Source organism: Curtobacterium sp. LFS084 (genome assembly GCF_047977705.1).
Taxonomy (GTDB): domain Bacteria; phylum Actinomycetota; class Actinomycetes; order Actinomycetales; family Microbacteriaceae; genus Curtobacterium.
In genome coordinates, this window is the sequence record NZ_JBFPFM010000001.1 from 37,775 (window position 1) to 61,321 (window position 23,547).

Genomic DNA, 23,547 nt, shown 5'->3' on the forward strand with positions numbered 1-23,547 from the left:
CCGCGCCACCACCGCCCCACTGCGCCGACGTCCGCTCGACCGCGCCGACTAGGGTGGAACGGACATGACGCGCCCGTTCTCCGCAATCCTCTTCGACCTCGACGGCACCATCAGCGACTCCGCGCCGGGCATCCTCGAGAGCATGACGCACACGTTCCGCACCGTGGGCGTCCCCGTGCCGGACCACGCGACGCTCATGTCGTTCGTCGGTCCGCCGATCCTCGACACCTTCCGCGACGCGATGGGGATGGACGCCGAGCAGGCCGAGCACACGCTCGCCGTGTACCGCGAGCACTACCTCTCGCACGGCGCACTCGACTCCGCGATGTTCCCCGGGATCGACGTCGTCCTCGGCACCCTGCACGCCGCCGGGCTGCCGATCTCCACGGCGACGAGCAAGCCCGAGACGCCGGCGACGTACATCCTCGAGCACTACGGCCTGACCGGCGACATCGACATCATCACGGGCGCGAGCGACGACGAGGTGCGCTCCTCGAAGGCCGACGTCGTCGAGGAGGCACTGCGCCGCCTCGACGCCCGCGGCTTCGACACGAGCCGCCCGGTGCTGATCGGGGACCGCCGGCACGACGTCGAGGGAGCGGCCGCGCACGGTGTCCCGACGATCTTCGCCGCGTGGGGCTACGGCTCCCCCGCCGAGGCCGAGGGCACCATCGCGCAGGCCGCGACGCCGCTCGACCTGCTCCCGATCCTGCTGCCGTCCCCGTGACGACCGGGGCGGGCGGCCGGGCCGGAGCGGGACTGCGCGGTGCCGCCTGGCTGCTGCCGGCCGCCATCGTCCTCATCGCGCTGAACTTCCGCGGGCCGATCGTCGCGACGGCGCCGGTCATCGGTGACGTGCGGGCGGACCTCGGCCTGACCGCGACGGTCGCCGGTCTGCTGACGACGATCCCGGTGCTCTGCTTCGCCCTCGCGACGCCGTTCGCCAGCTGGGTGATCGCCAAGGCAGACCCCGAGCGGGCGGTGTCGCTCTCGCTCGTCATCGTCCTGGCCGGCACCGTCGTGCGGTCGCTGCCCTCGGCTGCGGCCCTGCTCGTCGGGACCGCCGTGATCGGCATCGGCATCACGATCGGGAACGTGGTGATCCCCGTCGTCATCCGGCGGGACACCTCGCCCGAGCGGGTGGGCCTGGTCACCGGGGTCTACACGTCCGCGCTCAACGTCGGGTCGATGATCACCTCGCTCGGCACCGCGCCGATCGCCGCGGCGTGGGGCTGGCCGGTCGCGATCGCGGTCTGGGCCGTGTTCGCCGTGATCGCCGGGCTGGCCTGGACGTACGCGGTCGGGGCGCGGGCCGCGTGGCGCCGTCCGGCCGCGACCGAGCCCGTCGTCGAGACCGGGCCGATCGACCAGGTGCTCGGCACGGGGGCGATCCGGACGGTCGACCGCGGTGCAGGGTCCGCGCCGGTCCGCCCGGCTCGTCGGCTCATCACCTGGGGTCTGACGCTGGCGTTCGGCGGCCAGGCGTTCTCGTACTACGCGCTCACGGCGTGGATCCCGACCCTGCTGCACGACGAGATCGGCTTCTCGAAGGCGTCCTCGGGCGCGAGCTCGTCGGTGTTCCAGATCCTCGCGGTCGTCGGGGCGCTCGGTGTCCCCGTGCTCGCGTCGCGGTGGCGTCCGCGCGCGATCATCGCCCTCGTCGCGTTCCTTTGGCTCGCGATGCCCCTCGGGCTGCTGTTCGCCCCGCAGCTCTGGTTGCTCTGGTCCGTGCTCGGCGGCGCGGCGCAGGGCGGTGGCATCACCGTGATCTTCATCGTGATCGTCCGGATCGTGTCGAGCGACGCCGACGCCCGTCGGATGTCGGCGTTCGTGCAGGGCGGCGGGTACCTGCTGGGCTCCGCCGGGCCGCTCGTCGCGGGGTCGCTGCACGGGGTCACCGGCGACTGGACGGCACCGTTGCTCGTGGTGCTCGTCGCGGTGCTGACGCTCGGGGTCGTCGGGACGATCGCGGCCCGCCGCGTCGCCTGACACCGCCGGTCCTGAGATCGCGTTCCGGCTCGACCGCGGATCCGCTGGTGACGACGTGTCGCACCCGCACGTCGTCTCAGCGCGGCGCACGGCTTCGGGGTGAGCTGGCGGCGCGGTCCCGGGCCACCGTCATCCGGTGCGGCCAGGGTCCTGCAGTGTGGACACTCGACGACCCGCCCGATGGCGGGACCAGGCGTTCGCGGCGCGCGGCACGCTGCTCCTGATCGCTCTGGGCATGACCGTGCTGCTCGGCTGGAACCTCGCGCGCGGCGGTGACTCCGGGTTCTACGAGGCGTCCGCCCGGTCGATGTCCGAGTCGTGGCCGGCGCTCTTCTCGGGTGCGTTCGACCCGTCGGCGACGGTGACCCTCGACAAGCTCAGCGGGTTCGCGGTCCCCCAGGCACTCAGCATCCGGCTGTTCGGCGACTCCACCGCGGCACTCGCGCTCCCCCAGGTCGTCGAGGGCCTCGTCACGCTCTGGGCCTGCTCACTCGTCGGACTCCGGTGGGCCGGGGTCGGGACGGGGCTCGTCGCCGCGGGTGCCGCCGCGACGACGCCGATCTTCGTCTCGATGTTCGCCCACCCGATGGAGGACGGCATGGTGACGGCGGCCCTGGCGGTCGCCCTGCTCTGCTGGCAACGCGCAGCGATCACGGGCCGGTGGTGGCCGCTCGTCGCCGCCGGGCTCGCGGTCGGCGTCGGGTTCCAGGCGAAGATGCTGCAGTCGTGGTTCGTGCTGCCCGCACTGGTCCTCGGGACGCTCGTCGCCACGGCCGGGCGCGACGGCACCCGTCTCGGCATCGGCGCCCGGACGGGTCGCGCGGTGGTCGTCGGCGGGGTGTCGGTCGTGGCGTCGCTCGCCTGGGTCGTCGGACTGGCCCTGACACCGGCCGGCGCCCGGCCGTGGATCGACGGCTCGACCGACGACAGCCCGTTCGCGATGGTGTTCGGCTACAACGGCATCGACCGGTTCCTGCCGGGAGCGGTGCCGGGCTCCGTCAGCACGACCGAGGGTCCCGCCGGACGGCCGACACGCCTGGGTGGGCCCGGCGGCGTGACGAAGCTCATCGAGCCGCACCTGGCGTCACAGGTCGCGTGGCTCCTCCCCGCGGCCGTGTTCGCGCTGGTCGTCGCGACCGTGGTGCTCGTCGCGCGACGGCGCTCGGCGTCCGACCCGCGTGCGGACGCCCGTACCGGGACCACGGCACCCGTCCGGTCCGGCAGCGCCTTCGGGCCGGCGTTCGACACCCGCGCCGGTTCGGCAACGCTCCTCGTGCTCGGCGTCTGGCTCGCGACCGCGGCCGTCGTGCTCTCGGTGGCGAAGGTGCCGCACACCGCGTACGTCGCGGCGGTGGGGGTCCAGCTCGCCGTCCTCGCGGCGCTCGGGTGGCGCGGGGCGGTCGGCCTGCTCCGGGCGCAGTCGCCGTGGTTCCGTGCGGTGCCCGTGCTGCTGGCCGCCGCGCAGCTCGGGTGGTGGGTGTTCCTGGCCCGCGGTGCGTCGATGCCCCCGGTCCTCGCCACACCGGCGCTCGTCGTCGGGGCGGCGGCCCTGCTCGCGGCGGTGGCCGCGTTCCTGTGGCGACCGCGCTGGGAGGGGAGCCGCGGGCCGGGGCTGCACCGCGCCTCCCGGACCGCCGTCGCCGTGGTCGCCGGACTCGCGCTCCTCGCCGGTCCCGCGGCGTTCTCGCTGCAGGCGCTCGACGCTGCACGCGACGGGAGCGGCAGCGACGCCTCGGTCGGCTCGTGGGTCGCGCGCTGGCAGGCTCCCGGGGGTCGTGCCGAGACCTACCGGGTGTCGCGTCCGGACTGGTGGGGCGGCTCGGCGACCCCGTACCCGGCGGTGTTCCGGCACCTCGTGGGGACCGCACGGCGGCTCGACGGGTACCGCGGGTCGGGGCCGCTCTTCCTGACGGACACGTGGCGCATCTCGTCGCCCGTGATCGACGCGACGGGGTTGCCGGTGCTGACCGACGGCGGGTTCTCGGGATCGGTGCCGGTCTTCACGTCGCAGCAGGTCCGCCGACGGATCGCCGACGGCCTGCGCGTGCTGGTGGTGCAGGCCGGCGCGCCCGCGACCGACCCGGTGCTGCGGGCGGCCTGGGCGGGCGGGTGCCGTGCGGTCACCGACGTCGACCCGGGCGCCCGGGTCCCGGCACACCCGTGGGCGGTGACGGGTGTCGGGTGGACGGTGTGGCGGTGTGGCCTGCCGGGCCGGTCGGTGGACCGGCTGAACGGGCCGGCGCTGCCGCGACGCGGGCGACCCGCGCGGCGCGACGGCCTGGGCCGTCAGCCGGCGAGCAGCACCTCGCGCAACGACATCGGCCGGCGCCCCGTGACCCGCTCGACGTCGCCGGACACCCGTGCGAGCGCCCCCTCGGCGATCGCCGTGTAGGTGCTCACCCACGCGTCCGCCTGCCACGGCTCGGGGTCCCACTTCGCGCGAGACGCGTACGCCTCGTCGAGGGTCTCCGGGTGGTACGTGACCTCGCGCCCACGGACCTCGGACACGGTGGCGGCCGCCTCGTGCAGGGTGATCGCCGCGGGCCCCGTCAGCTCGTACGTCCGGTCGAGGTGCGCCGCGGGGTTCCGCAGGACCTCGGTCGCGACCCGGGCGACGTCGGCTCGTGCGACGGCTGCCATGGCCCCGTCGCCCGCCGGCCCCCGGATCACGCCGTCCTCGCCGATCAGGTCCTCGACGAAGTCCAGGTAGAACGAGTCCCGCAGGAACGTGTGCGCCATCGAGGTCGCACGGATGGCCTCCTCGGTCGCCCAGTGGTCGCGGCCGAGGGTGAAGGTCGCGTCCGCGGCGGCACCCGAGAAGGACGTGTAGACCACGTGCTGGACGCCGGCCGTCGCCGCCGCCGCCACGAACGAGCGGTGCTGGGCGAGCCGGTCCACCGCCTCGGCGCCGGAGACCATGAGGAGCAGGTCGACACCCTCGAGCGCCGCGCGACCGGCGTCGGCGTCTCCGTAGGACGCGACCGCGACGTCCGTCCCGGGCAGGTCGGGCGCGCGGGACGCGTCCCGCACGATCATCCGGAAGGGCGCCCCGTCGTGGGCGAGGGCGCGCGCCACGGCGCCGCCGATCTTGCCGGTCGCGCCGGTGAGTGCGATGGTCATGGTCGCTCCTGTCGTGGTCGTCGCCGTGGTCTGGTGGTCAGGTCCGGACGATCCTGGAGGCGCGGGTCGCCGTGGGTGCGACCCTCGCCGCGTTCACGCCGTCGACCTCGACCGCCCAGGTGCGGGCCGCCTCGTGGTCGCGGCCGTGCCGCATGTGGCGGCCGACCAGACGGTCGACGCGGACCTGGTCGTCGACGCTGCAGAACCAGGTCTCGGTGAAGAGCTCGGCGAGCGCCGCCCACGGGCCGGTGTCGTCGAGCAGGTAGTTGCCCTCGGACACCACGAGCCGGGTCCGTTGCGGGACGGCGATGCTGCCCGCGACGGGCTCGTCCACCCGGCGGTCGAAGTCGGGCGCCCACACGACGGCGTCGCGGTTGCTGCTGAGCCGGCGGACGAGCGCGACGTAGCCGTCACCGTCGAAGGTGTCGATCGCCCCCTTGCGGTCGTGGCGGCCGAGGGCGTCCAGTGCCGCGTTCGCCAGGTGGAACCCGTCCATCGGGACCTGGACCGCGGTGCCGACACCGAGAGCCGCGTCCACGCCGGCGACGACCCGGCGCGCGAGCGTCGACTTGCCGGCGCCGGGCGCTCCGGCGATGCCCAGCACGGTGCGCTGCCCGTCCGCGGCGAGCCGGACCGCGCGGGCGACCGCGTCGTCGACGGACATCTCGGGTGGGAGCACGGCTTCATCCTGGCAGAACGGGCCGACACCGGCCCCCGGTGGTTCACTTGCCGCATGGTCGATGCGACGAAGGCGTTCAGCGGGTTCTCGGTGCGAGACGTGCCGGAGGCGAAGGCGTTCTACGAGGACGTCCTGGGGGTCGAGGTCACCGAGGACCACGGCATGCTCTTCCTGCAGCTCGGCGACGGTCACGGTGTGCTCGTCTACCCCAAGGGGCCTGCGCACGAGCCGGCGTCGTTCACGGTGCTGAACTTCCCGGTGCCGTCGGTCGACGACGCCGTGGACGACCTCCGGGCGAAGGGGGTGACGTTCCTGCAGTACGAGGGCACGACGGACGAGAAGGGCGTGAACCGGAAGGGCGGTCCGCTCATCGCGTGGTTCACCGACCCCTCGGGCAACGTGTTGAGCGTCCTCGAGCAGTAGCGCTCCGCCCCTTCGGTGGGGATCAGCGGTGCAGGAGGCCGGCCCAGCCCAGGGCGATCGGCACGACGAGTCCGTGTCGTCGGTGCGGCAGGTCCGCGATCGGGATCCAGGCGGCCTCGTCGGTCGAGCCGTCCTGCTCGGAACGGAGCGTCCCGCCGGTGATCGACGCGCGGAACACGACCTGCACGGCCTTCATCGCCCGGCCGTTCGCGTGGATGCGGCGCTCGGCGGGGACGACGTGGTGGCGCACCCCGAGGAGTTCGCCGACGGCCGCCTCGTAGCCGGTCTCCTCGCGGATCTCCCGCACGACGGCCTGCTCGACGCTCTCGTCGAACTCGACACCGCCACCCGGCAGGGTCCACGTGCCCGCCTCGGGGATCCGCAGCTTCGCGAGGAGCACCCGGTCACCGTCGGTGACCACGCCGTAGGCGGCGAGCCGTGTGTCGTAGTCCGTGTACTCCATCAGCCGACCATGCCAGGTGCGCGCGTCGGTGGTGCCGAGCCGCGCCGCGCCCGGCGGACCGGTCCGGCACCGCACCCGGTCGGCGCGACCGCTCAGACGCTCGCGGTGGCAGCTGCCCAGCCGACCCGCATCCGAGCGACCGCACGGTCGAAACCGCCGAGCGGGTCGACGTCGTCCCGCAGGAGCGACTGCAGCTGCAGTCCCTCGTAGAGGGCGACGAGCTGCTCCGCGGCGTGCCGGGGCGAGGTGCCGCGCGGCTCCCGTCCGGCGACGACGTCCCGCGCGAGGGCGAGGGTGACGTCCTCGAACGAGCGCGTGTACTGGCCCCGGAACCATCCGGCGGCGGGGTGGTCGGGGCTCGAGGCAGCGCTCAGCAGCGCGGTCCGGAGCCGGACGAGCGCGGGGTCGTCCCGTCCGACCTCGAGTCGCGCGCGGAGGTACGCGACCGCACCGGACCGCTCGGCCACGACCCAGAGCGCACGGCGGCTGCCGTTGTTCCACCGGTCCATGACCGCCACGACGAGGAGCTCCCACAGCGGGTAGACGCGTCGGACCTCGGCCTCCGGGACCTCGGCGCGCGCGGCGACCTCGGCGGGTCCGACGGCGTGGAAGTCCGCGTCGCGGTAGGCCGCGATCGCGCCCGTGACGATGCGGGCGCGCAGGTCGGCGTCGGACTCGGGCATGCCGTCGATTCTCCGGGGCGCGTCGTCGCCCCGCGAGCCGCCAGTTCAGGGGTGGCGCCGGACGCCCGGCTGCACCGGACGGCCACACCACGGCGGCCAGGCCCCGGCGCGGGTCAGCCCCGGTCGAACGTCAAGGTCTCGTCGTCTGCCGCGGACACCCGGCCGGTGCGCGCGAACTCGGCCCAGATCGCACGGAAGGCCCGCCCGCGCCGCTCGACCTCGGGCCAGTCCCGCTCCGGCACGAACCGCGACCCGGCCCAGGCCTCGCGGCCGCCGAGCAGCAGCGGCAGGTCGCTCATGTGCACGGCCCCGGTCGGCTGCACGGTGACGCCGCGGTGCAGCCGGTACGAGGTCACCCGACCACCGGCCGCACGGTGCCGTGCGGCGAACCGACGGACGTCCCGCCCGTAGATGACCTCGGACAGCGGGCGCACGAGCAGCCAGCGCAGCAGCGGCCGCACGGCGCGCACCCGGGCGAGCGACCGCAGCCCGGGGACGAGCGGCACGTACATCGCCGTCTCGTCCGCTCCCGAACCGATCAGGACGTCGACCGACGGCGCCGCCTCGCTCCAGGCGCGTCCGGTGTCCCGCTCGGCGGGGAGCGGCGCGAACCCGTACTGCGTGCCGAAGGGCATGCCACCGGGCAGCCCGAACGGCGCGGCGGCGCGGGTGCCGAGCGCCTGCCGGTCGAGCACCTCGTCGAGCGGGGTGTCCGGGTGCACGGCGCCGACGGCCCTGGTCATCGCGCGGTTCATGCGCGCCCGACCCCGCGACAGCCCGAGCGGCGCGCTCTGGACGATGACCCGGCGGAACAGCCCGGCTGCGCCGTCGCTGATCACGAGGTGGGCCGCGGCGTCGCCCCCGGCGGACTGGCCCGCGACCGTGACGAGGTCGGGATCGCCGCCGAACGCCGCGATGTTCCGCTGCACCCACCGCAGTGCCTCGATGATGTCGAGGAGCCCGAGGTTCGCCGGCACGCTCACCCCGTCGCCGAGGAACCCGAGCACGCCGAGCCGGAACGTCACCGAGACGAACACGACGCGCTGCTCGGTGACGAGGTCGCGCGCGTCGTAGATCGGCAGGTCACCGCCGCCGATGACGTACGAGCCGCCGTGGATCCAGACGATGACGGGCAGCCGCTCGCCCGGCCGGACGTCGGCCGGCACCGTGATCGACAGCCGTTGGCAGTGCTCGTCGGCGACGAGGCCCTCGACCGGGTGGAGCAGCTGGTCGACGAAGGTGGCCTGCGGCTGCGGTGCCACCGGCGACGGGGTGGTCGCCCGGAACGGCTCGTCGAACACCGCGACGGGCTCGGGCAGCGCGAAGCGCTCGGCGTGCGCGTAGGGGATGCCGAGCGCCCGGACGACGCTCCCGTCCGCCACGCCGGTGATGCGTCCGGCCGGCGGGTCCCAGGTCAGCGAGTCGGCGTCGAGCATCCGTCCACGCTACCCAGCGCGACCAGTGGACGGACTGGAGGCGCGGGGCGGGCCCGAACCGCGCCTCCAGGCCGGCTATCGAACCCGCTTGATGGGGATCACCACAAGGGCACCGAGGAGTGCGACGACACCCGCGGCCCAGCACATCAGGACGTAGTTGTCGGCGTGCGAGCTGCCGATCGACAGGAAGAAGAGCGAGATCGCCGGCGCGAGCGACTGGGGCAGGGCGTTCGCGATGTTGATGACGCCGAGGTCCTTGCCGGGACGGTCCGCGTTCGGGAGCACGTCGACGACGAGCGCGGTGTCGATCGCCGAGTAGATGCCGTAGGCGAAGCCCATGATCACCTCGGCGACGTAGAAGCCGTTCACGGTCTCGGCGTGCGCGAGGACGACGAGGCCAACCGCGAAGAGCGCCGTCGAGCCGCCGACGAACACCTTGCGGCGACCCAGCTTGTCGGACGCCCACCCCGAGAGCGCCGCGCTGACCAGGAGCGCGATCGTGTAGAGCAGCACGCCGAACGCGACGGCCTCGGTGGCGTCCTTGGCCTGCTCGATGCCGATGTGCTCCTGCATGTAGAGCAGTCGGTACGTCGTGAACATGAACGTGGCGAGGATGATCAGGAAGCGCGACCACCACGCGAACGCGAAGTCCGGGTTCTTGATCGGGTTCGTCCAGAACGACGAGATGAGGTTGAGGAAGGTGAACTTCTTCAGCGTGTACGTCGGCAGCTCGTCCCGCGCGACGACCGCGTAGACGGCGACGAGGCTGATCGCGAGGATGCCGGGCGCGATGAACAGCACGGGCAGGTTCGCGACGAAGAACACCGACAGGTAGGTGCCGGCGAGGACGGCGAGGTTCTGCGCGAGCGCGATGATGCTCGACGACCGGCCGCGCTGGAGCTGCGGGACGTTGTCGGCGAAGCTCGCCAGCAGGGTGGCGAGGGTCGCGTTGGCGGCGAGCTGGGCGAGCAGCCACGCGAGCGTCAGGTTGAGGACGTCGGGTGCGTAGGCGATCCAGGTCAGGGCGATCGCGAAGACCACGACCCCGCTCATGAGCCACGGACGACGACGACCCCAGCGGGTGCGGGTGCGGTCCGAGAGCGCGCCCGCGAGGGGGTTCATGATGAGCGCGCCGAACGCGCCGATCGGCAGGACGGACCCGATCACGTTCGCGGCGTCGTCCCCGACCAGGGCCTGCGCCTTGAGCTGCATGCTGACGTAGACCGGCGCCATGAGCGCGACGAAGAGGCCGAACTGTCCGAGGAACAGCGCGATCTGGTAGCCGATGCCCACCCGCATCGTGCTGACCGGCTGCGTGATGCCCTCTTCGGGGTGCAGCAGTGCCGGGCTGCCGGGTTCGGGTGTGCTCATGACGCCTCCTTGAGTCGATGCTGTGCCGTCAAAACCATCTTTCGCACGGTTTTGACTGGCTGAGCATACATCGACAGGTGTCGTTCATGGCAAGACGCACGCCACGGAGCGTGGCAAAACTACACACCGGGTGGTTTTTGGGGTAGCGTCGTCCTCGATCTCGCCGTGGAGCATCGCTCCTCGACGGACTGCGACCCCCGGTGCTGCGACACCTGGACGTCGCGACACCCAGTCAGGACCGAAGGAGCCTCACGCAATGCCCACCACCTCTGTGCAGCTGTACTCGCTGCGCGACGCCATCGCGGAAGACCTCGACAAGGCGATCGCCCGTGTCGCCGAGATCGGGTACGAGAACGTCGAGCCCTACGCGTTCGTCGAGCGTGCCGCCGACCTCGAGCGGGCCTTCGCCGCCACCGGCCTCAAGGCCCCGTCCGGTCACGTCGCCGTGATCGACGCCGACGACACGACGCCGATCTGGGACGCCGCCGAGCGCCTCGGCATCCAGACCGTCATCGACCCGTTCATCCCGACCGACCGCTGGCAGACCGCCGACGACGTCGCGAAGATCGCCGAGCGCGTCAACGTCCTCACCGCCGAGGCCGCCACCCGTGGCCTGCAGTTCGGCTACCACAACCACCAGTGGGAGTTCACGAACAAGGTCGACGGTCGCACGGTCTACGACCTGTTCGTGTCCCAGATCAGCCCGGAGACGGTGCTCGAGGTCGACACGTTCTGGGCGACCGTCGGTGGCGCCGACGCCCCCGCCGTCCTCAAGTCGCTCGGCGACCGCGTCGTCGCGATCCACGTCAAGGACGGCAAGGTCGACGGTGACATCCTCACCGCGCTGCCCTCGTCCGAGAGCGCACTCGTGGTCCCCGAGGCACTGCAGCGTGCCTTCGAGAACCAGACCCCCGCCGGTCAGGGCGACGTCGACGTGGCGGGCATCCTCGCCGCCGCGCCGCAGGCCATCCGCGTGGTCGAGTTCGACGCGTACTCGGGCGACGTCTTCGAGGGCATCACCGAGTCCCTCGCATGGCTGAAGGACAACGACAAGTGACCCGTGTCGGGATCGGCATCATCGGTGCCGGCAACATCTCCTCGCAGTACCTGGAGAACCTGACCAAGTTCGCGGACGTCGAGGTCCGGTTCGTCGCCGACGTGCTGCTCGACCGTGCTGCGGCCCAGGCGGCGGAGTACGGCGTCGCCGCGTCCGGTTCGGTCGAGGAGCTCCTCGCCCGCGACGACATCAGCATCGTGATCAACCTGACGATCCCGGCGGCCCACGCCGAGGTCGACCAGCAGATCATCGACGCCGGCAAGCACGTGTGGAGCGAGAAGCCGATCGCGACCGACCATGAGTCGGCCGCCGCGGTCCTCGCGTCCGCGAAGGCCAAGGGGCTGCGCGTCGCGACCGCGCCGGACACCGTGCTCGGTGCCGGCATCCAGACGGCGCTGCGTGCCATCGCCCGCGGTGACATCGGCGAGCCGCTCTCCGCGACGACGCTGTTCCACGTCCCCGGTCCCGAGGCGTGGCACCCGAACCCGGACTTCCTCTTCGCGAAGGGTGCCGGGCCCCTGTTCGACATGGGCCCGTACTACGTGACGACCCTCGTGCACGCGTTCGGCACCGCAAGCCGCGTGCAGGCCGTGTCCTCGAAGTCGCTCGAGCGTCGCACGATCGCGTCCGGTCCCCGCGCCGGCGAGACGTTCCCGGTCGAGGTCCCCACGCACCACGCCGCGCTCATCGAGTTCGCCGGCGGGCAGTCCGCCCAGTCGACGTTCTCGTTCCAGCACGCGCTGCCGCGCATGGGCTTCGTCGAGATCAACGGCACGCTCGGCACGATCTCGCTGCCGGACCCGAACACGTTCGAGGGTGCTTCGCAGCTCTGGCGCTACGGCCAGGAGGAGCCCGAGACCCTCGAGGCCGTCGGTTCCACCTGGGGTCGGGGCACCGGCGTCGTCGAACTCGCCCGCGCCATCGCCGAGGACCGGCCCGAGCGCGCCTCGGGTGCGGTCGCGCTGCACGTCCTCGACGTGCTGCTCGGCATCCGCGACGCGGCCGAGTCGGGTTCCGCGGTCGACATCACGTCGACGGTGGACCGTGTTCCCCCGCTGCCGGAGGACTTCGATCCGTCGGCTGCGGTGCTCACCGCGTAGGTTCCCGCTCTGCAGACGGCCGGCTCCGACAGGGGCCGGCCGTCTTGCGTTCGACGGGTTAGGAGGCGCGGCTCGGCTCCGGTACGCACGGTCCGCCCGGCCGTGGATCGCACACACCCGGCAGGAGCATCATGTCGGCATGGACGTCGAACGCGTGGCCGCGGAACTCGTCGACCGTGCGGACGAGCGCGGGCAGGGCGTTCTGCGCACCGACGCGTCGACGCCTATCGGCGAACTCCGTGCCGCCGTCCGAGCTGTCGCACGGTCACGGGGCACGCGAATCCGCACCGGGATGGTCGACGATGTCTTGGCGGTGGTCACGGTCGGCGCAGCGCTCTGGCAGGCGACGGTGTCGGAGATGCGATCCGAGCTGATAGCACCAGCTCTAGCGAACACCGTCGGCTGAACCGCCGTGGCGCCCGACGCTCGCGAGCCGTTCGCGGGCGGACCAGCACACGCGAGGATGTCCGCTAGTCCCGCAGGTACCCGGTGGCCGGGTCGATCTCGGCGAGGAAGCTGCGGATGTCGGCCGTCGCTACCTCGTCCGTCATGAACTCGGCGAGTTTCGCCGAGCGCTCCTCTGCCGTTCCGGTCCCGGCCAGGGTTCCGCCGAAGCCGTAGCCGGGGTTCGGCCCGGTCAGCCAGGTGAACTGGTACTCGGTACCGCGCACCGTCAACGTGAACGTCTCGCCGTCGACCTCGAGCTCCCGATGCGTCGACTCGTCTCGCCTGCCGTTCATGGCACCTCCGATCGTCAGCTGGCTCAGGAGCGATTGTGGCAGGCGGAGCGGGATCCCGACGCGTACGAGCAAGCAGCTGGAGGCCAGGAGGCTCGGGGCGGCTCGGGTGTGTCGGTTGGCCACTCGCGGAACACGGGGGCGACCGCCTCGACCTTCGGGTCCGGGAGGAGCACGCTGTCCCGGGAGGCCCGACCAATCCGGCCGGGATCGGTAGCGGGACGGGCACGACGCCGGGATAGGGACGCCGTGCTGATCGGCGGCCCCCATACGTGCTGTCGTACTCCGCCCCGTCCGGACTGGTCGGATCACTGGCCCGCTTCGCCGACCGAACTACACACCAGTCCACATTGAGCCGCAGGCATCATCTCCGCCTACGCCGCAGCAGGTTCTGGAACACCCCACCCAGAAATACCAAGCCGGTAACGACTGCAATAGTTCCAATAATCCAGACCGGAATACCATGACGTGTTGTGGAATCCCGGATCGGGGTCAACAGCAGAACCAGCCCAATCACCATGAAAAGGGTAGCAATGACAGCACCACGCTTTTCCTTACCTTCCTTTATGATCACGAGGATCCTCCCGTCACTGCCGTCGAAACGACTTCGCCGATACCGGCACATACGCCTGCCGCCAGCGCTGCCCCGACGGGGGTTGCCGTGGTACCGACGATTCCCTCGCAGGTGGCAGATGTCGCAAAACCAACCACTGTGGAGACAGCCTCAGTTGTCAGACCGCGCTTGAGTGCGCCTTGACGAGCTGGACCTCCTGGGCACCGTCGAGTAGCTCTCTCCACGTCTCTCGTCGCGCGGGCTGACGGAAAGCGCTCCGCTTGGTCAGGCTGGGGGTGCTCCTCCTCCGCGGCTGCGGAGTGCGGTTGACACTCCTAACACGAGGAACACGAATCCGAAGATTGCACAGGCGGCACCCGGTGGTGTGAATCCGCTGGACGCTCCAACGACGAGGCCGACGATAACCAGCACCAGCCCAGCCAGGATGAAGAGGACAGACCACACCCGGTTCAATTGAACGGCCCTTCGAAGTCCTGCGTGAGATAGGTCGCTGCAGCCGCTCCAGCGAAACCGCAGAGAGCCGCGCCGAGGGTGCCGATACCGGCCGTCAAACCGACCACGGCAGCGACACAAGTACCGCCGATGGCTCCGCCCACTACAGCCCCAATCGCATAGCCAAGGTACGCGTTCGCGGTCTTGCCCGCACGACTCGTGCGACCCGTGGGATCGGAGTTGTTGACAGGATCACCGCCGGCGAACGCGTAGCGGTTCGCGTTCTGTGGGTCGAGGGGTGCGTCAAGGGAGTCGCGTTCGATCCACCCGCCCGTCGCACTGGTCTGCCAGCGATACCCGAACTTCGTGAGCCCGTTGTCGGTGCTGGACGAGCGGAGGCCAGCCTTGAACCCGAACGGGTTCTGCAGCCACTGCGCGCTCGAGCCGCCCTGAATCGTTTCGGCGCCGTAGGGGTCGTAGGAAACGGTGTACGCGGTGTTCCCGGTGTCAGCGATCGCTGCGGCAGGGTTGCCGATCCCGTCGATGACCCACATGCTCGTCACGCCGTCGGTGGTCTGCAGATCCATCGGCTGACCCGTCGTCGGATCGCTGATCACCGACGCCGTGCCCGTGCCAGCGACGGTGCGGCTGGTGACCACGGGGACGCCGTGCTGGTCAGCAGTGCCATACGTGTAGTCGTACTCCGCTCCCCCGTCCGTGGACTGCTTGAGGAGCTTGTTCATGTCAGCGCCGGCGTACTCGTACCGGGTAGTGACACCGTTCTTCGTCGACGCCGTCAGCTGCTGCGCGTCGTTGTACGTGAACGTCTCACCCGGTGCTGCCGTCAGGTTCCCGACCCCGTCGTACACGTACCCGGCCGAGGTGATCCGCCCGACCGCGTTGTACGTCAACGTCTGCGAACTCGTGCTGTCACCGGTCTGCTTCGCCGTGAGCCGGTTCCCCGCAGCATCGTACGTGTACGACCACGTCGTGTTCGTCGCACCACCAGCCTGCGCGGCCTTCGTGAGGCGGCTGTTGGAATCGTACGTGTACGACGTCGTCTTCTGACCGCTGCCGGGGAGGTCGTTGCGGGACCACTGCAGCTTGTCGCGGTCGTTGGCCTTGTCCGCAGCGCAGTCGCCGCTGGTCGCGGCACCGGCGATGTAGCAGTACAGGGTGTTCACGACTGCGGTGGCGTCGTTGTCGCCGGCCCAGGCACGGACGCGGGTGACCTTGCCGGAGGAGTCGTAGTCGATGTGCTGGTGTCCCTGCCACGACGCCGGCTTGACGCCCGGAGTTGCGGTGCTGGAGGCGCCGAGCCAGGTGTCGGTGCGGCGGCCGTGGTCATCGGTGAGGTAGATCTGCTTCGCCGTCCCGGCATCGGTCGGGTACGTGGTCGCGGTGAGCACGTTCGACGGGTCGTAGTTGTGCGTGACGTCCCCGTGCTGGTCGGTGACGCGGACCGTGTTCCCGGCAAGGTCGTACCCGTACGACACGGTTCCGCCGCCGGCGGTGTTGACCGTGGAGACGAGCCGGTTGCGCTGGTCGAACGTGTTCGTGATCGTCCCGGTCGCGGACTGCTGAGTGAGCTGGTTGCCGTTGCCGTCGTACGTGTTCGTCACCGTCAGCGCACTGTCGGCGAACGTGGTCGTGAGGAGCCGGTCGTCGTTGTCGTACGTGTACGAGGTGACGCCGCCGCCACCGTCCGTGTGGAAGGAGACGCGGCCGAACGCGTCGTAGGCGTACTTCTGCTGCCCGACCGTGTTCGCCGGCGCGTCGATGGTCAGCAGCTGGTTGTTCTTGTCGTAGTTGTACGTCGTCTTGACGATGTTCCCCGGAGCCGTGGCGGACTTCACTGCACCCCACGCATACGGGTCGACGTCCTTCTTGTTGTACTCGAGCTTCGCGGTCGCAGCCTCCGGACCGGAACCGGTGCCGGTCGAAGTCTGGTTGCCAGGACCGTCGTAGGTGAACGAGGTGGTGTTGCTGGAGGAGTCCGTGGTGGAGGACGGCAGGTACTTCGCCGACGAACCGGAAGCGTCGTACGCGGCGTTCGACTTCGAACCGGAGCTGCTCGAGCTCTGTGTGAGCGACTGGCTCTGGTTCTTGCCGTACTCGTTCGACGATGTCGATGCCGGCAGCTCACCCGACCCGTCAGCCTTCCCGACGGTCGATGTGGCCGTGCCGTTGTTCGCCGAGTTGTAGGTCTTCGACCGCTCACGACCAGCCGCGTCGATCGCCTTCGTGACGAGGTCCCCTGCGTTGAGCGTGTACGTGGTGTGGTCCGTCGTCGCGACGGGCTGGCTCTGGTTCGAGCGAGGGTCGGCGACCTGCGTGGTGTCACCGTCCGTGTACGCGAACCGGGTCACCGCGGTCCCCGGGGACCCGGCTGTGGTGTTGGCCTGCGAGACCTTCGTGACCCGCTTGGTGGAGTCGTACGTGAACGAGGTCACCCCGCCGGTGGGCGCGGTGATCGAGGTGAGGTCGCCGCTGGTGTACCCGAACGTCGTCTTCGCGCCGGTCGCGTCCGTGTACGTCGTGATGTCGCCCGCGGCGTTCTTCACCCACGACACACGCCGCGAGCTCGAGCCGGAGGTCTGCGTCAACGTCGCCGTCCCGTTCGCGTAGGTCATCTTCGCCGTCTTCGCACCATCCGTGCCCGCGGTTGAGACGAGGGTGCTGAGGGTGTACCCGTCAGCGCCGATGTTGAAGCTGACCTGGTTGCCGTTGCGGTCGTTGACACTCTTCGGCTGGCCGCCGAGGGTGAAGTGGATGACCTGGTTCGTCGTCCACGACGTCAGCGTTTACTCCCGCGTCGTCGCGTTCGCGACCCGCGCCAACGTCATCTGCAGGCCGGGCGGGGACGTGAACGCACCAGCCGTACCGGTGGGCTTGAACTGCCACGCCGTCCCGACCGCGTCCGTGTAGACCACACCCGCAGCGTTCGCCGACAGGTCTCCCGCACCGGCGAGGGCGTACTGCCACCGGTTCGCTTCCGGAGTGTTGCTGTTCGCGGTCGTCGTCGACCGCGAGTTGTACGCGGCACCGATCGTCGTGCTCTGCGTCACGCCCGGCAGCGTCAACGCGCTGGTCGTGACGAGCAGGTTGCCCGAGCCGACGTCGACGCTGGCGTTGGTCTGGTCCGAGATCGGGAACGGCAACGTCGTCGCCGACGTCCGCTGCCCGGTCACGTTCGTCGACACCGGCCCGCCCGGCAGCCAGTTGTAGGTGCCCTGCAGGTCGAGGACGAAGTCGGTGGTCCCGGAGGAGTTGTTCTGGATCCGCACCTTCCCGTTCGATCCCACAGGCAGGATCGCCGTCGTGGTCCGGATCGATGACGTCGGCGCGTACCCGATGACCGCGCCCGTCGGCTCCGACGAACCGTCCGCCCACGCCTTCGCGTACCCACCGGTCGTGCCTGAGTGGATCGCCGTGACGGTCACCGCCACCGCAGACAAGCCACCCTCGATCGTCCCGATGCCAGCAACACCCGCGACCTGCACCGCGACCGAAGCGTTCGCGCCGACGCTCGACGACGTGCGCGTGTCGACGATGCGGCCCGTACCGGGCGTGAACCCGCCACCCGGGTTGCTGGGGACGAAGTACCCCTGCACGTCGACCTGGATCTGCACGGTCCCACCGTCGGGGGCGTTGTCGATCGTGATCTTGCCGTCGGAACCGACGGCGACCTGCGCACTCATCGCGGTGGTCAGCTTCGTCGACGGGTAGTTCAACGACCCCGTGCTCTTCGGACCGTCCGACGGCGATGGGCGCACCCACCCCGCGCCGCCACCGGTGTTCTGCACCACGACACTGACCGCGACCGCGGCCGCGTTCGTCGGCACACCACCCTTCCCGGTGACCTGGAACGTGATGCTGTCCCCACCCGACAGCGCCCCCTGCCGGACGTTCGTGCCGTCCGCGGTGTTCGCGATCCGGGTCCCCGACAGCGGAACGAACCCGCCGGCACCGACCCCGTTCGCCGTGGACGTGTAGTAGCCCGTGACGTCCAGGATCACCCGCGACTGCGCCGTCGACGTGTCGATCCGGATCGCACCGTCGTCCCCGACCGCGAGCAGCGACGTGTTCGAGGTGTTCCCCGCCACACCACTGCCGTAGATCATCAGCAGCGTCGGCCCGTCGCTCGACTCAGCACGGCCCTTCAGTTGCCCGGTACCGTTCGCGTCCGCCACGGTCGCCAGCACACTGATCGCGCCGACACCGTCAGCGGGGATGCCCTTCACCCCGGCGACCGGCACCGTCGTCGACGAACCGGCAGGTGTTGCGCCATCGAAGATCCTGGCGTTCGTCGGCAGCGGCACGAACTGCCCACCTGTGCCCGTCACCGCGGCCTCCGCGGGAGCGGGTGGCGAGACCACCGCCAACAACGACCCCAGCAGCGCCACCAAGGTGACGACGGCCAGCACGACCCAACGAGAACGAACAGACAACGGCGACGTCGCGAACACGCGCAGAACCCCTCAACAGGTCGCAGCCAGCGGAGCCGCCCCCATGACGGCACTGTGCAACCACACAGCACGCTACGGAGCATCCCTCACCCTGCTCCCCCACGAGAGGGGGTAGAAAGTTCCGCGCTCGAACCGATACGCCTCCAGCTCTAGCGGATGACGAGGTCGTCGAGTCGCGCGCGGGTGTCGGTCATCCGGATGCCTTCCCGCGTCGCGGAACCGTTGAAGCTGTCCGCGCTGGAGTAGGCAACGGAGCCGCCGACGTAGACCTTGATCTTCGCGCCGTCGGCCCTGACCCGCACGGTCGAGCCGGGCTTGACCTCGCGGTCCAGTGCCTTGCCGATCTGGATGAACCGACCGTTGACGCGCTTGTAGACCTTCGCGTTGCCCTTGCCGGACCCGTGGACGTCGAGCACGAAGTAGTCCTTCGCACTGCTCAGTCGCCACACCGGCCCCGAGCCCTTCGACGAGATCGTCGTCATCGTGAGGCTGATGTCCACCATGCGCTTCCCGGTGTCGACGGTGGCCGCGGATTCGCGGACACTCCCGGAGCTGGCACGGTAGGCGCGGCCACCAGTGATGCCGTACTTCACTCCACCGACGGTCGAGTAGGACCGACCGTGCAGGTCCTTGCCGAGTCCGGTGATGAGGTCGGACCGATTGAACGCGTCGTAGCGGACCGCCGGAGCCGGCGTCACGACGTTCTGACCCTCACGGAGTCGCACACCGCGCAAGGCGGAGGTGATCGCCGCGGTGATGTGCGCCTGTCCGACGTCGTTCGGGTGCTGGCCGTCCGGCCCGAGCATCGTCGCTTTGTCCCATCCGGTGGACGCATCGGCGATGATGACCGATCCGTCCTTCGGGTACTCCGAGACGACGCTCCGCAGGGAGCGGTTGTACCGGGCGACGTCAGCGTCGGTCGGTGGTGACGGGTACCGCGCGTAGCCCTTCGTCGTCGACGGGGTGTCGAGCACGATGACGATCGTGGGTGGGAACGGCCCGGTGCCACGAACCCAGTCGATGAACCCTCGGACGTTCGCCCTGAACGTGGTCTCGGGGACGTGCCGGCCGACGTCGTTCTGGTTCCCGAGGTACGAGACGACCCCGTAGTCGCCGCGGTTCCAGGTCGAGCGCGCACGGGCGAGGATCTGCGCCGTCGACGCCCCGCTGATCGTCTGGTTCGACCAGAGTGCCGGGTCCGCGCCGAGGCCGTCACGGACCATCGCCGGGTACATCCTGCTCGGCACTGCGCCGGAACCCGGTTGCACCTGCCCGAACGAGTGACCGTACGCGGTGTACCGCACGCCGCGCAGCACCTCGGTGCCGGGCTCCGGAGCGGCCTGCGCGCCGCTCGGGAGGAGCGCGCCGATGACTGCGAGGACGACCGTCGCCGCCGTGATGACGACAGAGCGATGACCACGGGTCGTGCGCATGTGCGTCCCCTCCGGACGCTGCGTGCGCCACGACAGATGTGGGCGCACCGATCGCACCCCTGGCCCACGCTAGGACAGAAGCATGCTCAGTTTCTGCTCCCCGTTCGCGTGACACGCGAAGGGACGAGGACAGGGAGACCGCAGCTGAACACCCCCTCACCCACTCGCAGCGATGCCCGGCGACCAGCGCCGCCCGCCGCTGCCAGGATGAGCGCCGTGCGGAGACGATGGGTGGTGCTCGGTGGGATCGCCGCCGTCGCACTGGTCGCCGCCGGCACGGTGACCGCGGTGTCGGTGACGCACGCGCAGGCCGTGGCCCGGCGACTCCCGCCCGCGAGCGCATCCTCGGAGCAGGTCCTCCGCGTCTACCTCCGGGCCGCGACGGCGCACGACTGCGGCCTCACCGAGGCCCTCTCCGACGGCGCCTCGGACCCCACCGCTTGGTGCGGCGGACGGACCCCGTCCTCGTGGTTCGACGACCACCCGGACCTGCTCGGCTACCGGCACATCGGGGCGGTCTCACGACTGAGCGCGAAGGAGACGGGCCGGTCGGCGGAGGAGTGCATCCCGGTCGACATCACCGAGACGAACATGAACGGTGCCGATCCGGGCGTGCTGGCGGGGTGGCAGTTCTGCTTCCGCCACACCCCGCAAGGCTGGCGCCTGACCGACGAGGGCTACGGCTGATCGACCGGGCTCCGGCTGACGAACGACGGTGACGGACAACGATGACGACCGGCCAGCGAGCGCCTCGGCTGACCGCCGTCACCCGAGGAACGGGTCGACGACCGCCCAGGTCGCGTCCGGGTTCTCGAGGTGCGGCAGGTGGCCGGCGGCCGGCACCACGTGGAACTCCGCACCCGGGATCGCGGCAGCGACGGCGCGCCCGTACGCCGGGGTGACGACACGGTCGCTCTCGCCGAACACCACGAGGGTCGGCACGGCGACCGCACCGAGCCGCCCGAGCAGGGTCGGGTCGCTCATGGACCGTCCGGCGACGACTGCCATGGTCAGCCCGTTGGCCTGCTGCACCGCACGCTGCTCGTCGGTCATGGTGGCCGGATCGCGGTGTCCACGCTCGGGGTCGTGCCACGCGACCTCGGCGAGCCCGCGGGCATCGAGCGCGAAGAAGTCCGCGATGGGTTCACCCTCGACCACGGCGCCGACACCGTCGATGTCGACCACCGCGCCGACCACGCCGGAGTAGCGGTGGTCGGCAGCCGCGCGCAACGCCATCTCGAGCGCGAGCCACCCGCCGATGGACGAGCCGACGAGCACCACGTCGTAGAGCCCCTCGGCGACGAGTCCGTCGAGGTAGGACGTCGCGAGGGCCCCCACCGAGTCGATCTCGGCCGGTCGGTCGGTGCCGTCCCAGCCCGGGTGGGTCGGCGCGAGGACGTGGAACGACGGTGCGAGGTGCCGAGCGATCGCGGCGACCGTCTGCGGGCCACCGCCGCCGTGCAGGACGAGGGCGGTCCGGGGAGCGGGGGAGGAAGTGGACATCTGCGCAACCTATCTCAACATGTTTATCTACGGATGTTGATACGGTAGCACCATGACGACGGACCTGGAAGCGCTCGGACAGGCGGTCAAGCGCGCGCAGTACCGCAACCACCGCGCGATGGACGGCGCCCTGCGCGACGCCGGGGTCTCCCTCGTCCAGTGGGATGCCCTCCGTGCGATCGACCGGATGCCGCACGCGTCCGGGCACGACCTCGCCGTCGCGACCTTCCAGAGCGACCAGGCGTTCGGCACGCTCGCGAACCGGCTCGTCGACCGCGGGCTCATCGCGCGGACCGCGGGGCGGGGGCGGCGGATCGAGCACTCGCTCACCGACGAGGGACGCGCCACCCTCGCGCACGGCCAGCGCATCGCCGCCACGGTCCTCGACGACCTGTTCGCACCGCTCGGCGAGCACGACCGGGCGACGCTCGCGACGGTCCTCGGGACGCTCCTCCGTGACGAGGCACCCCCCGTCACTCGGACGGCCTGACGCCCCTCAGCCGGCCGGCGGCACGATCTGCTCGAGCAGCCGGAGCACCCGCTCGCCGTCCACGGCCTCGGGGTCGAGCAGCCACTGCACCTGCAGCCCGTCCGACGCCGCGATGCTGAGTGACGCGAGGTCGACGGGGTCGAGGTCCGCCCGGATCCGCCCGGACGCCTGGTCCGCCTCGATCAACGCCGCGAGCTCGGCCCGCAACCGGGTGAACCGCTCGCGCATGAAGTCCCGGGTGGCCGGGTGGCCCTCCTGCACGGCGTCGGCCGCCAGCGTCGTGTAGAGCTGCACCAGCCCGGGCACCGCACGGTTCCGCGAGGCGCTCTCGCGCATGTCGCCGATCGCGGACTTCATCCGGTCGGGGGCGCCCTGCTCGCGGACCTCGTGCTCGCGGTAGACCGCGAGCAGCAGCTCGTCGCGGCTCGGGAAGTAGTGGCGCAGCGCGGCGTGGGTGATCCCGAGCGCTTCGGCGACGGATCGCAACGAGGACGCGTCGACGCCCTGGTCGGCGACCATCCGGATCGTCTCGTCGAGGATCTGGGTCCGACGCTCGGCTCCCTTGCGGTAGCCGCGTCGCGGCGTGGCCGCGTCGTCGTCGGGGTGCGTCATGCCCCCAACTTACCGCTGGAAGGTTTTTTCCGGGAGGCGCGGATCGCCGGGGCGCGGGACCATCCGGTCCGTCAGTGGCCGGCTTCGTCGTCGACCGTGTACTCGTCGACCGGCGCGGGGGCTCCGCCGACGAGTGCCTCGGTGATCCGTGCGAGGCACCGGGCGAGCACGTCGTTCTCGTCGGACGACAGGTCATCCATGACCCCGACCACGGCTTCGTGGAAGCGCGCGTAGGACGCGTCGATCTTCTCGGCCGCCTGGTCCGTCGGCTCGAGGACCTGGGCGCGACGGTCGGTGGGGTGCGGGGCGCGGACGAGGTCGCCCTTCTCGACGAGCCCGTCGACGATCTTCGTCACCGAGGCGTTCGACACCGCGAGCATCACGGCGAGGTCCTTCGGACTCATCGCCCGACCGTCCCGGTGCGCCTGGAGCATGTACCGCACGGCGAGGAACTCGTTCTTCGAGAGACCACTCTCGGACCGCGCCTGCTCGAGCTGCTGCTCCTCGGCGTGCTGCAACCGGAGGAGGGCCTCGAGCGCACCCTTCGCGGCACGCGTCCGGGGTTCCCGGGCGTAGAGGTGCATGTGCTCGCGGCGGACGACGGTCAACGGCATGTGGTCGGGTGTGCTCTCTGCCTGGTTCGGGTCGGGGATCTGGTTCGGACCGGTACGGCGCGGTCTAGGCGGCCGGGACCGAGAAGAAGTCGGCGTAGGACGGCTCGGCGCGGCCGGACAGCAGCGACGGGTCCTGGATGCGGCGCTGGACGTACGCGTCGATCACGGCGGGGTCGGTCAGCCCGACGCGCGTGTGCGTCCCGCTGAGCCGTGTCTGTCGCGGCATCCCGGTGTACGTGCTGTGCATTGCGATACCGCCCTTCGTCATCCGTGCTGTCCCGTGTGGACGTCAGAACTATTTCACGGAGTAAACGATCAGGGCAACGAACTGTTCGTGTTCTGTACGGTTAGCGCACCGAATT

Annotated in this window: 24 protein-coding genes; 9 read left to right on the top strand and 15 right to left on the bottom strand. The window is 70.8% G+C overall.

Annotated elements, in window-relative coordinates; all coding sequences use genetic code 11:
• Window positions 1-64: 64 nt before the first annotated feature.
• The 3 genes from ACNQOV_RS00200 (at window position 65) to ACNQOV_RS00210 (ending at window position 4,381) form a co-directional block, all read left to right on the top strand.
• The gene (locus tag ACNQOV_RS00200; protein ID WP_416392886.1) at window positions 65-727 is read left to right on the top strand and encodes an HAD hydrolase-like protein; all 663 of its coding nucleotides are present in this window, start codon (window positions 65-67) and stop codon (window positions 725-727) included.
• Window positions 724-1,989 carry an MFS transporter gene (locus tag ACNQOV_RS00205; RefSeq protein WP_416392887.1) on the top strand — a complete coding sequence of 422 codons (1,266 nt, stop codon included), beginning with the start codon at window positions 724-726 and terminating at the stop codon, window positions 1,987-1,989. The genes ACNQOV_RS00200 and ACNQOV_RS00205 overlap by 4 nt, the downstream gene beginning before the upstream one ends.
• 157 nt (window positions 1,990-2,146) lie before the next feature.
• On the top strand, window positions 2,147-4,381 hold the full coding sequence (locus ACNQOV_RS00210; protein ID WP_416392888.1) for an ArnT family glycosyltransferase: 2,235 nt from the start codon (window positions 2,147-2,149) through the stop codon (window positions 4,379-4,381).
• Here ACNQOV_RS00210 and ACNQOV_RS00215 read toward each other — a convergent pair.
• Together ACNQOV_RS00215 and ACNQOV_RS00220 are read right to left on the bottom strand one after the other, a co-directional pair.
• Window positions 4,276-5,109: an SDR family oxidoreductase gene (locus tag ACNQOV_RS00215; RefSeq protein ID WP_416392889.1), complete on the bottom strand. Its 834-nt coding sequence runs from the start codon at window positions 5,107-5,109 to the stop codon at window positions 4,276-4,278. The two genes, ACNQOV_RS00210 and ACNQOV_RS00215, sit on opposite strands and share 106 nt — an antisense overlap.
• Window positions 5,110-5,146: 37 nt before the next feature.
• On the bottom strand, window positions 5,147-5,788 hold the full coding sequence (locus ACNQOV_RS00220; protein ID WP_416392890.1) for a nucleoside/nucleotide kinase family protein: 642 nt from the start codon (window positions 5,786-5,788) through the stop codon (window positions 5,147-5,149).
• Window positions 5,789-5,842: 54 nt separating this feature from the next.
• Between ACNQOV_RS00220 and ACNQOV_RS00225 the strand changes: the two genes are divergently transcribed.
• Complete coding sequence (locus tag ACNQOV_RS00225) at window positions 5,843-6,211, top strand: VOC family protein (protein WP_416392891.1); 369 nt, start codon at window positions 5,843-5,845, stop codon at window positions 6,209-6,211.
• A gap of 22 nt (window positions 6,212-6,233) precedes the next feature.
• Here the strand turns inward: ACNQOV_RS00225 and ACNQOV_RS00230 are convergent, their stop codons facing one another.
• The 4 genes from ACNQOV_RS00230 to ACNQOV_RS00245 form a co-directional block, all read right to left on the bottom strand.
• Complete coding sequence (locus tag ACNQOV_RS00230) at window positions 6,234-6,674, bottom strand: NUDIX hydrolase (RefSeq protein ID WP_022906875.1); 441 nt, start codon at window positions 6,672-6,674, stop codon at window positions 6,234-6,236.
• A 92-nt stretch (window positions 6,675-6,766) separates the two neighbouring features.
• On the bottom strand, window positions 6,767-7,357 hold the full coding sequence (locus ACNQOV_RS00235) for a TetR/AcrR family transcriptional regulator (protein WP_022906874.1): 591 nt from the start codon (window positions 7,355-7,357) through the stop codon (window positions 6,767-6,769).
• 113 nt (window positions 7,358-7,470) lie between these two features.
• A complete protein-coding gene (locus ACNQOV_RS00240; RefSeq protein WP_416392892.1) occupies window positions 7,471-8,793 on the bottom strand; it encodes a carboxylesterase family protein in 1,323 nt (440 codons plus the stop codon).
• A gap of 75 nt (window positions 8,794-8,868) precedes the next feature.
• Window positions 8,869-10,164 (bottom strand): MFS transporter, encoded by a 1,296-nt coding sequence (locus tag ACNQOV_RS00245; protein WP_416392893.1) that lies wholly within the window; start codon window positions 10,162-10,164, stop codon window positions 8,869-8,871.
• A gap of 256 nt (window positions 10,165-10,420) precedes the next feature.
• Here ACNQOV_RS00245 and ACNQOV_RS00250 point away from each other — a divergent pair, with 256 nt between their 5' ends.
• From ACNQOV_RS00250 to ACNQOV_RS00260, 3 genes are all read left to right on the top strand, one after another.
• Window positions 10,421-11,221, top strand: a complete 801-nt coding sequence (locus ACNQOV_RS00250; RefSeq protein ID WP_031262134.1) for a sugar phosphate isomerase/epimerase family protein — start codon at window positions 10,421-10,423, stop codon at window positions 11,219-11,221.
• Window positions 11,218-12,321 (top strand): Gfo/Idh/MocA family protein, encoded by a 1,104-nt coding sequence (locus ACNQOV_RS00255; RefSeq protein ID WP_022906870.1) that lies wholly within the window; start codon window positions 11,218-11,220, stop codon window positions 12,319-12,321. The genes ACNQOV_RS00250 and ACNQOV_RS00255 overlap by 4 nt, the downstream gene beginning before the upstream one ends.
• Before the next feature lie 139 nt (window positions 12,322-12,460).
• A complete protein-coding gene (locus tag ACNQOV_RS00260; RefSeq protein WP_402265850.1) occupies window positions 12,461-12,727 on the top strand; it encodes a hypothetical protein in 267 nt (88 codons plus the stop codon).
• Window positions 12,728-12,791: 64 nt separating this feature from the next.
• On the opposite strand, the gene ACNQOV_RS00265 is transcribed toward ACNQOV_RS00260, so the two are convergent.
• The 5 genes from ACNQOV_RS00265 to ACNQOV_RS00285 all read right to left on the bottom strand — a co-directional run bounded on the left by ACNQOV_RS00265 (window position 12,792) and on the right by ACNQOV_RS00285 (window position 19,966).
• Entirely contained in the window at window positions 12,792-13,061 is a 270-nt protein-coding gene (locus tag ACNQOV_RS00265; protein ID WP_402265853.1) for a hypothetical protein, read from the bottom strand.
• A gap of 361 nt (window positions 13,062-13,422) precedes the next feature.
• Complete coding sequence (locus ACNQOV_RS00270; protein WP_416392894.1) at window positions 13,423-13,632, bottom strand: hypothetical protein; 210 nt, start codon at window positions 13,630-13,632, stop codon at window positions 13,423-13,425.
• 449 nt (window positions 13,633-14,081) lie between these two features.
• Window positions 14,082-16,697, bottom strand: a complete 2,616-nt coding sequence (locus ACNQOV_RS00275; protein WP_416392895.1) for an RHS repeat-associated core domain-containing protein — start codon at window positions 16,695-16,697, stop codon at window positions 14,082-14,084.
• Window positions 16,698-16,868: 171 nt separating this feature from the next.
• Window positions 16,869-18,491 carry a hypothetical protein gene (locus tag ACNQOV_RS00280; RefSeq protein WP_416392896.1) on the bottom strand — a complete coding sequence of 541 codons (1,623 nt, stop codon included), beginning with the start codon at window positions 18,489-18,491 and terminating at the stop codon, window positions 16,869-16,871.
• A gap of 191 nt (window positions 18,492-18,682) precedes the next feature.
• Window positions 18,683-19,966 carry an SGNH/GDSL hydrolase family protein gene (locus ACNQOV_RS00285; protein ID WP_416392897.1) on the bottom strand — a complete coding sequence of 428 codons (1,284 nt, stop codon included), beginning with the start codon at window positions 19,964-19,966 and terminating at the stop codon, window positions 18,683-18,685.
• Window positions 19,967-20,182: 216 nt separating this feature from the next.
• Between ACNQOV_RS00285 and ACNQOV_RS00290 the strand changes: the two genes are divergently transcribed.
• Window positions 20,183-20,653, top strand: coding sequence for a hypothetical protein (locus ACNQOV_RS00290; RefSeq protein ID WP_148286921.1), 471 nt, complete (start codon window positions 20,183-20,185; stop codon window positions 20,651-20,653).
• Window positions 20,654-20,731: 78 nt separating this feature from the next.
• Here ACNQOV_RS00290 and ACNQOV_RS00295 read toward each other — a convergent pair whose 3' ends face one another.
• Complete coding sequence (locus ACNQOV_RS00295; protein ID WP_416392898.1) at window positions 20,732-21,469, bottom strand: alpha/beta fold hydrolase; 738 nt, start codon at window positions 21,467-21,469, stop codon at window positions 20,732-20,734.
• Window positions 21,470-21,521: 52 nt separating this feature from the next.
• On the opposite strand from ACNQOV_RS00295, the gene ACNQOV_RS00300 reads away from it, so the two are divergent.
• Window positions 21,522-21,959, top strand: a complete 438-nt coding sequence (locus ACNQOV_RS00300) for a MarR family winged helix-turn-helix transcriptional regulator (protein ID WP_022906863.1) — start codon at window positions 21,522-21,524, stop codon at window positions 21,957-21,959.
• 6 nt (window positions 21,960-21,965) lie between these two features.
• On the opposite strand, the gene ACNQOV_RS00305 is transcribed toward ACNQOV_RS00300, so the two are convergent.
• The 3 genes from ACNQOV_RS00305 to ACNQOV_RS00315 form a co-directional block, all read right to left on the bottom strand.
• Entirely contained in the window at window positions 21,966-22,571 is a 606-nt protein-coding gene (locus tag ACNQOV_RS00305; protein ID WP_022906862.1) for a TetR/AcrR family transcriptional regulator, read from the bottom strand.
• A gap of 71 nt (window positions 22,572-22,642) precedes the next feature.
• Window positions 22,643-23,185: a MarR family winged helix-turn-helix transcriptional regulator gene (locus ACNQOV_RS00310; RefSeq protein WP_022906861.1), complete on the bottom strand. Its 543-nt coding sequence runs from the start codon at window positions 23,183-23,185 to the stop codon at window positions 22,643-22,645.
• A gap of 64 nt (window positions 23,186-23,249) precedes the next feature.
• Window positions 23,250-23,432 (bottom strand): hypothetical protein, encoded by a 183-nt coding sequence (locus ACNQOV_RS00315; RefSeq protein ID WP_022906860.1) that lies wholly within the window; start codon window positions 23,430-23,432, stop codon window positions 23,250-23,252.
• Between the last annotated feature and the right edge of the window lie 115 nt (window positions 23,433-23,547).

What these genes read in the sequence shown, in the direction of transcription:
- ACNQOV_RS00200 (WP_416392886.1), top strand. Translation starts at nt 65, where the DNA reads ATGACGCGCCCGTTCTCCGCAATCCTCTTCGACCTCGACGGCACCATC.
- ACNQOV_RS00215 (WP_416392889.1), bottom strand. Translation starts at nt 5,109, where the DNA reads ATGACCATCGCACTCACCGGCGCGACCGGCAAGATCGGCGGCGCCGTG.
- ACNQOV_RS00225 (WP_416392891.1), top strand. Translation starts at nt 5,843, where the DNA reads ATGGTCGATGCGACGAAGGCGTTCAGCGGGTTCTCGGTGCGAGACGTG.
- ACNQOV_RS00230 (WP_022906875.1), bottom strand. Translation starts at nt 6,674, where the DNA reads ATGGAGTACACGGACTACGACACACGGCTCGCCGCCTACGGCGTGGTC.
- ACNQOV_RS00235 (WP_022906874.1), bottom strand. Translation starts at nt 7,357, where the DNA reads ATGCCCGAGTCCGACGCCGACCTGCGCGCCCGCATCGTCACGGGCGCG.
- ACNQOV_RS00240 (WP_416392892.1), bottom strand. Translation starts at nt 8,793, where the DNA reads ATGCTCGACGCCGACTCGCTGACCTGGGACCCGCCGGCCGGACGCATC.
- ACNQOV_RS00245 (WP_416392893.1), bottom strand. Translation starts at nt 10,164, where the DNA reads ATGAGCACACCCGAACCCGGCAGCCCGGCACTGCTGCACCCCGAAGAG.
- ACNQOV_RS00250 (WP_031262134.1), top strand. Translation starts at nt 10,421, where the DNA reads ATGCCCACCACCTCTGTGCAGCTGTACTCGCTGCGCGACGCCATCGCG.
- ACNQOV_RS00260 (WP_402265850.1), top strand. Translation starts at nt 12,461, where the DNA reads ATGGACGTCGAACGCGTGGCCGCGGAACTCGTCGACCGTGCGGACGAG.
- ACNQOV_RS00265 (WP_402265853.1), bottom strand. Translation starts at nt 13,061, where the DNA reads ATGAACGGCAGGCGAGACGAGTCGACGCATCGGGAGCTCGAGGTCGAC.
- ACNQOV_RS00275 (WP_416392895.1), bottom strand. Translation starts at nt 16,697, where the DNA reads ATGACCTACGCGAACGGGACGGCGACGTTGACGCAGACCTCCGGCTCG.
- ACNQOV_RS00285 (WP_416392897.1), bottom strand. Translation starts at nt 19,966, where the DNA reads ATGCGCACGACCCGTGGTCATCGCTCTGTCGTCATCACGGCGGCGACG.
- ACNQOV_RS00295 (WP_416392898.1), bottom strand. Translation starts at nt 21,469, where the DNA reads ATGTCCACTTCCTCCCCCGCTCCCCGGACCGCCCTCGTCCTGCACGGC.
- ACNQOV_RS00300 (WP_022906863.1), top strand. Translation starts at nt 21,522, where the DNA reads ATGACGACGGACCTGGAAGCGCTCGGACAGGCGGTCAAGCGCGCGCAG.
- ACNQOV_RS00305 (WP_022906862.1), bottom strand. Translation starts at nt 22,571, where the DNA reads ATGACGCACCCCGACGACGACGCGGCCACGCCGCGACGCGGCTACCGC.
- ACNQOV_RS00310 (WP_022906861.1), bottom strand. Translation starts at nt 23,185, where the DNA reads ATGCCGTTGACCGTCGTCCGCCGCGAGCACATGCACCTCTACGCCCGG.
- ACNQOV_RS00315 (WP_022906860.1), bottom strand. Translation starts at nt 23,432, where the DNA reads ATGCACAGCACGTACACCGGGATGCCGCGACAGACACGGCTCAGCGGG.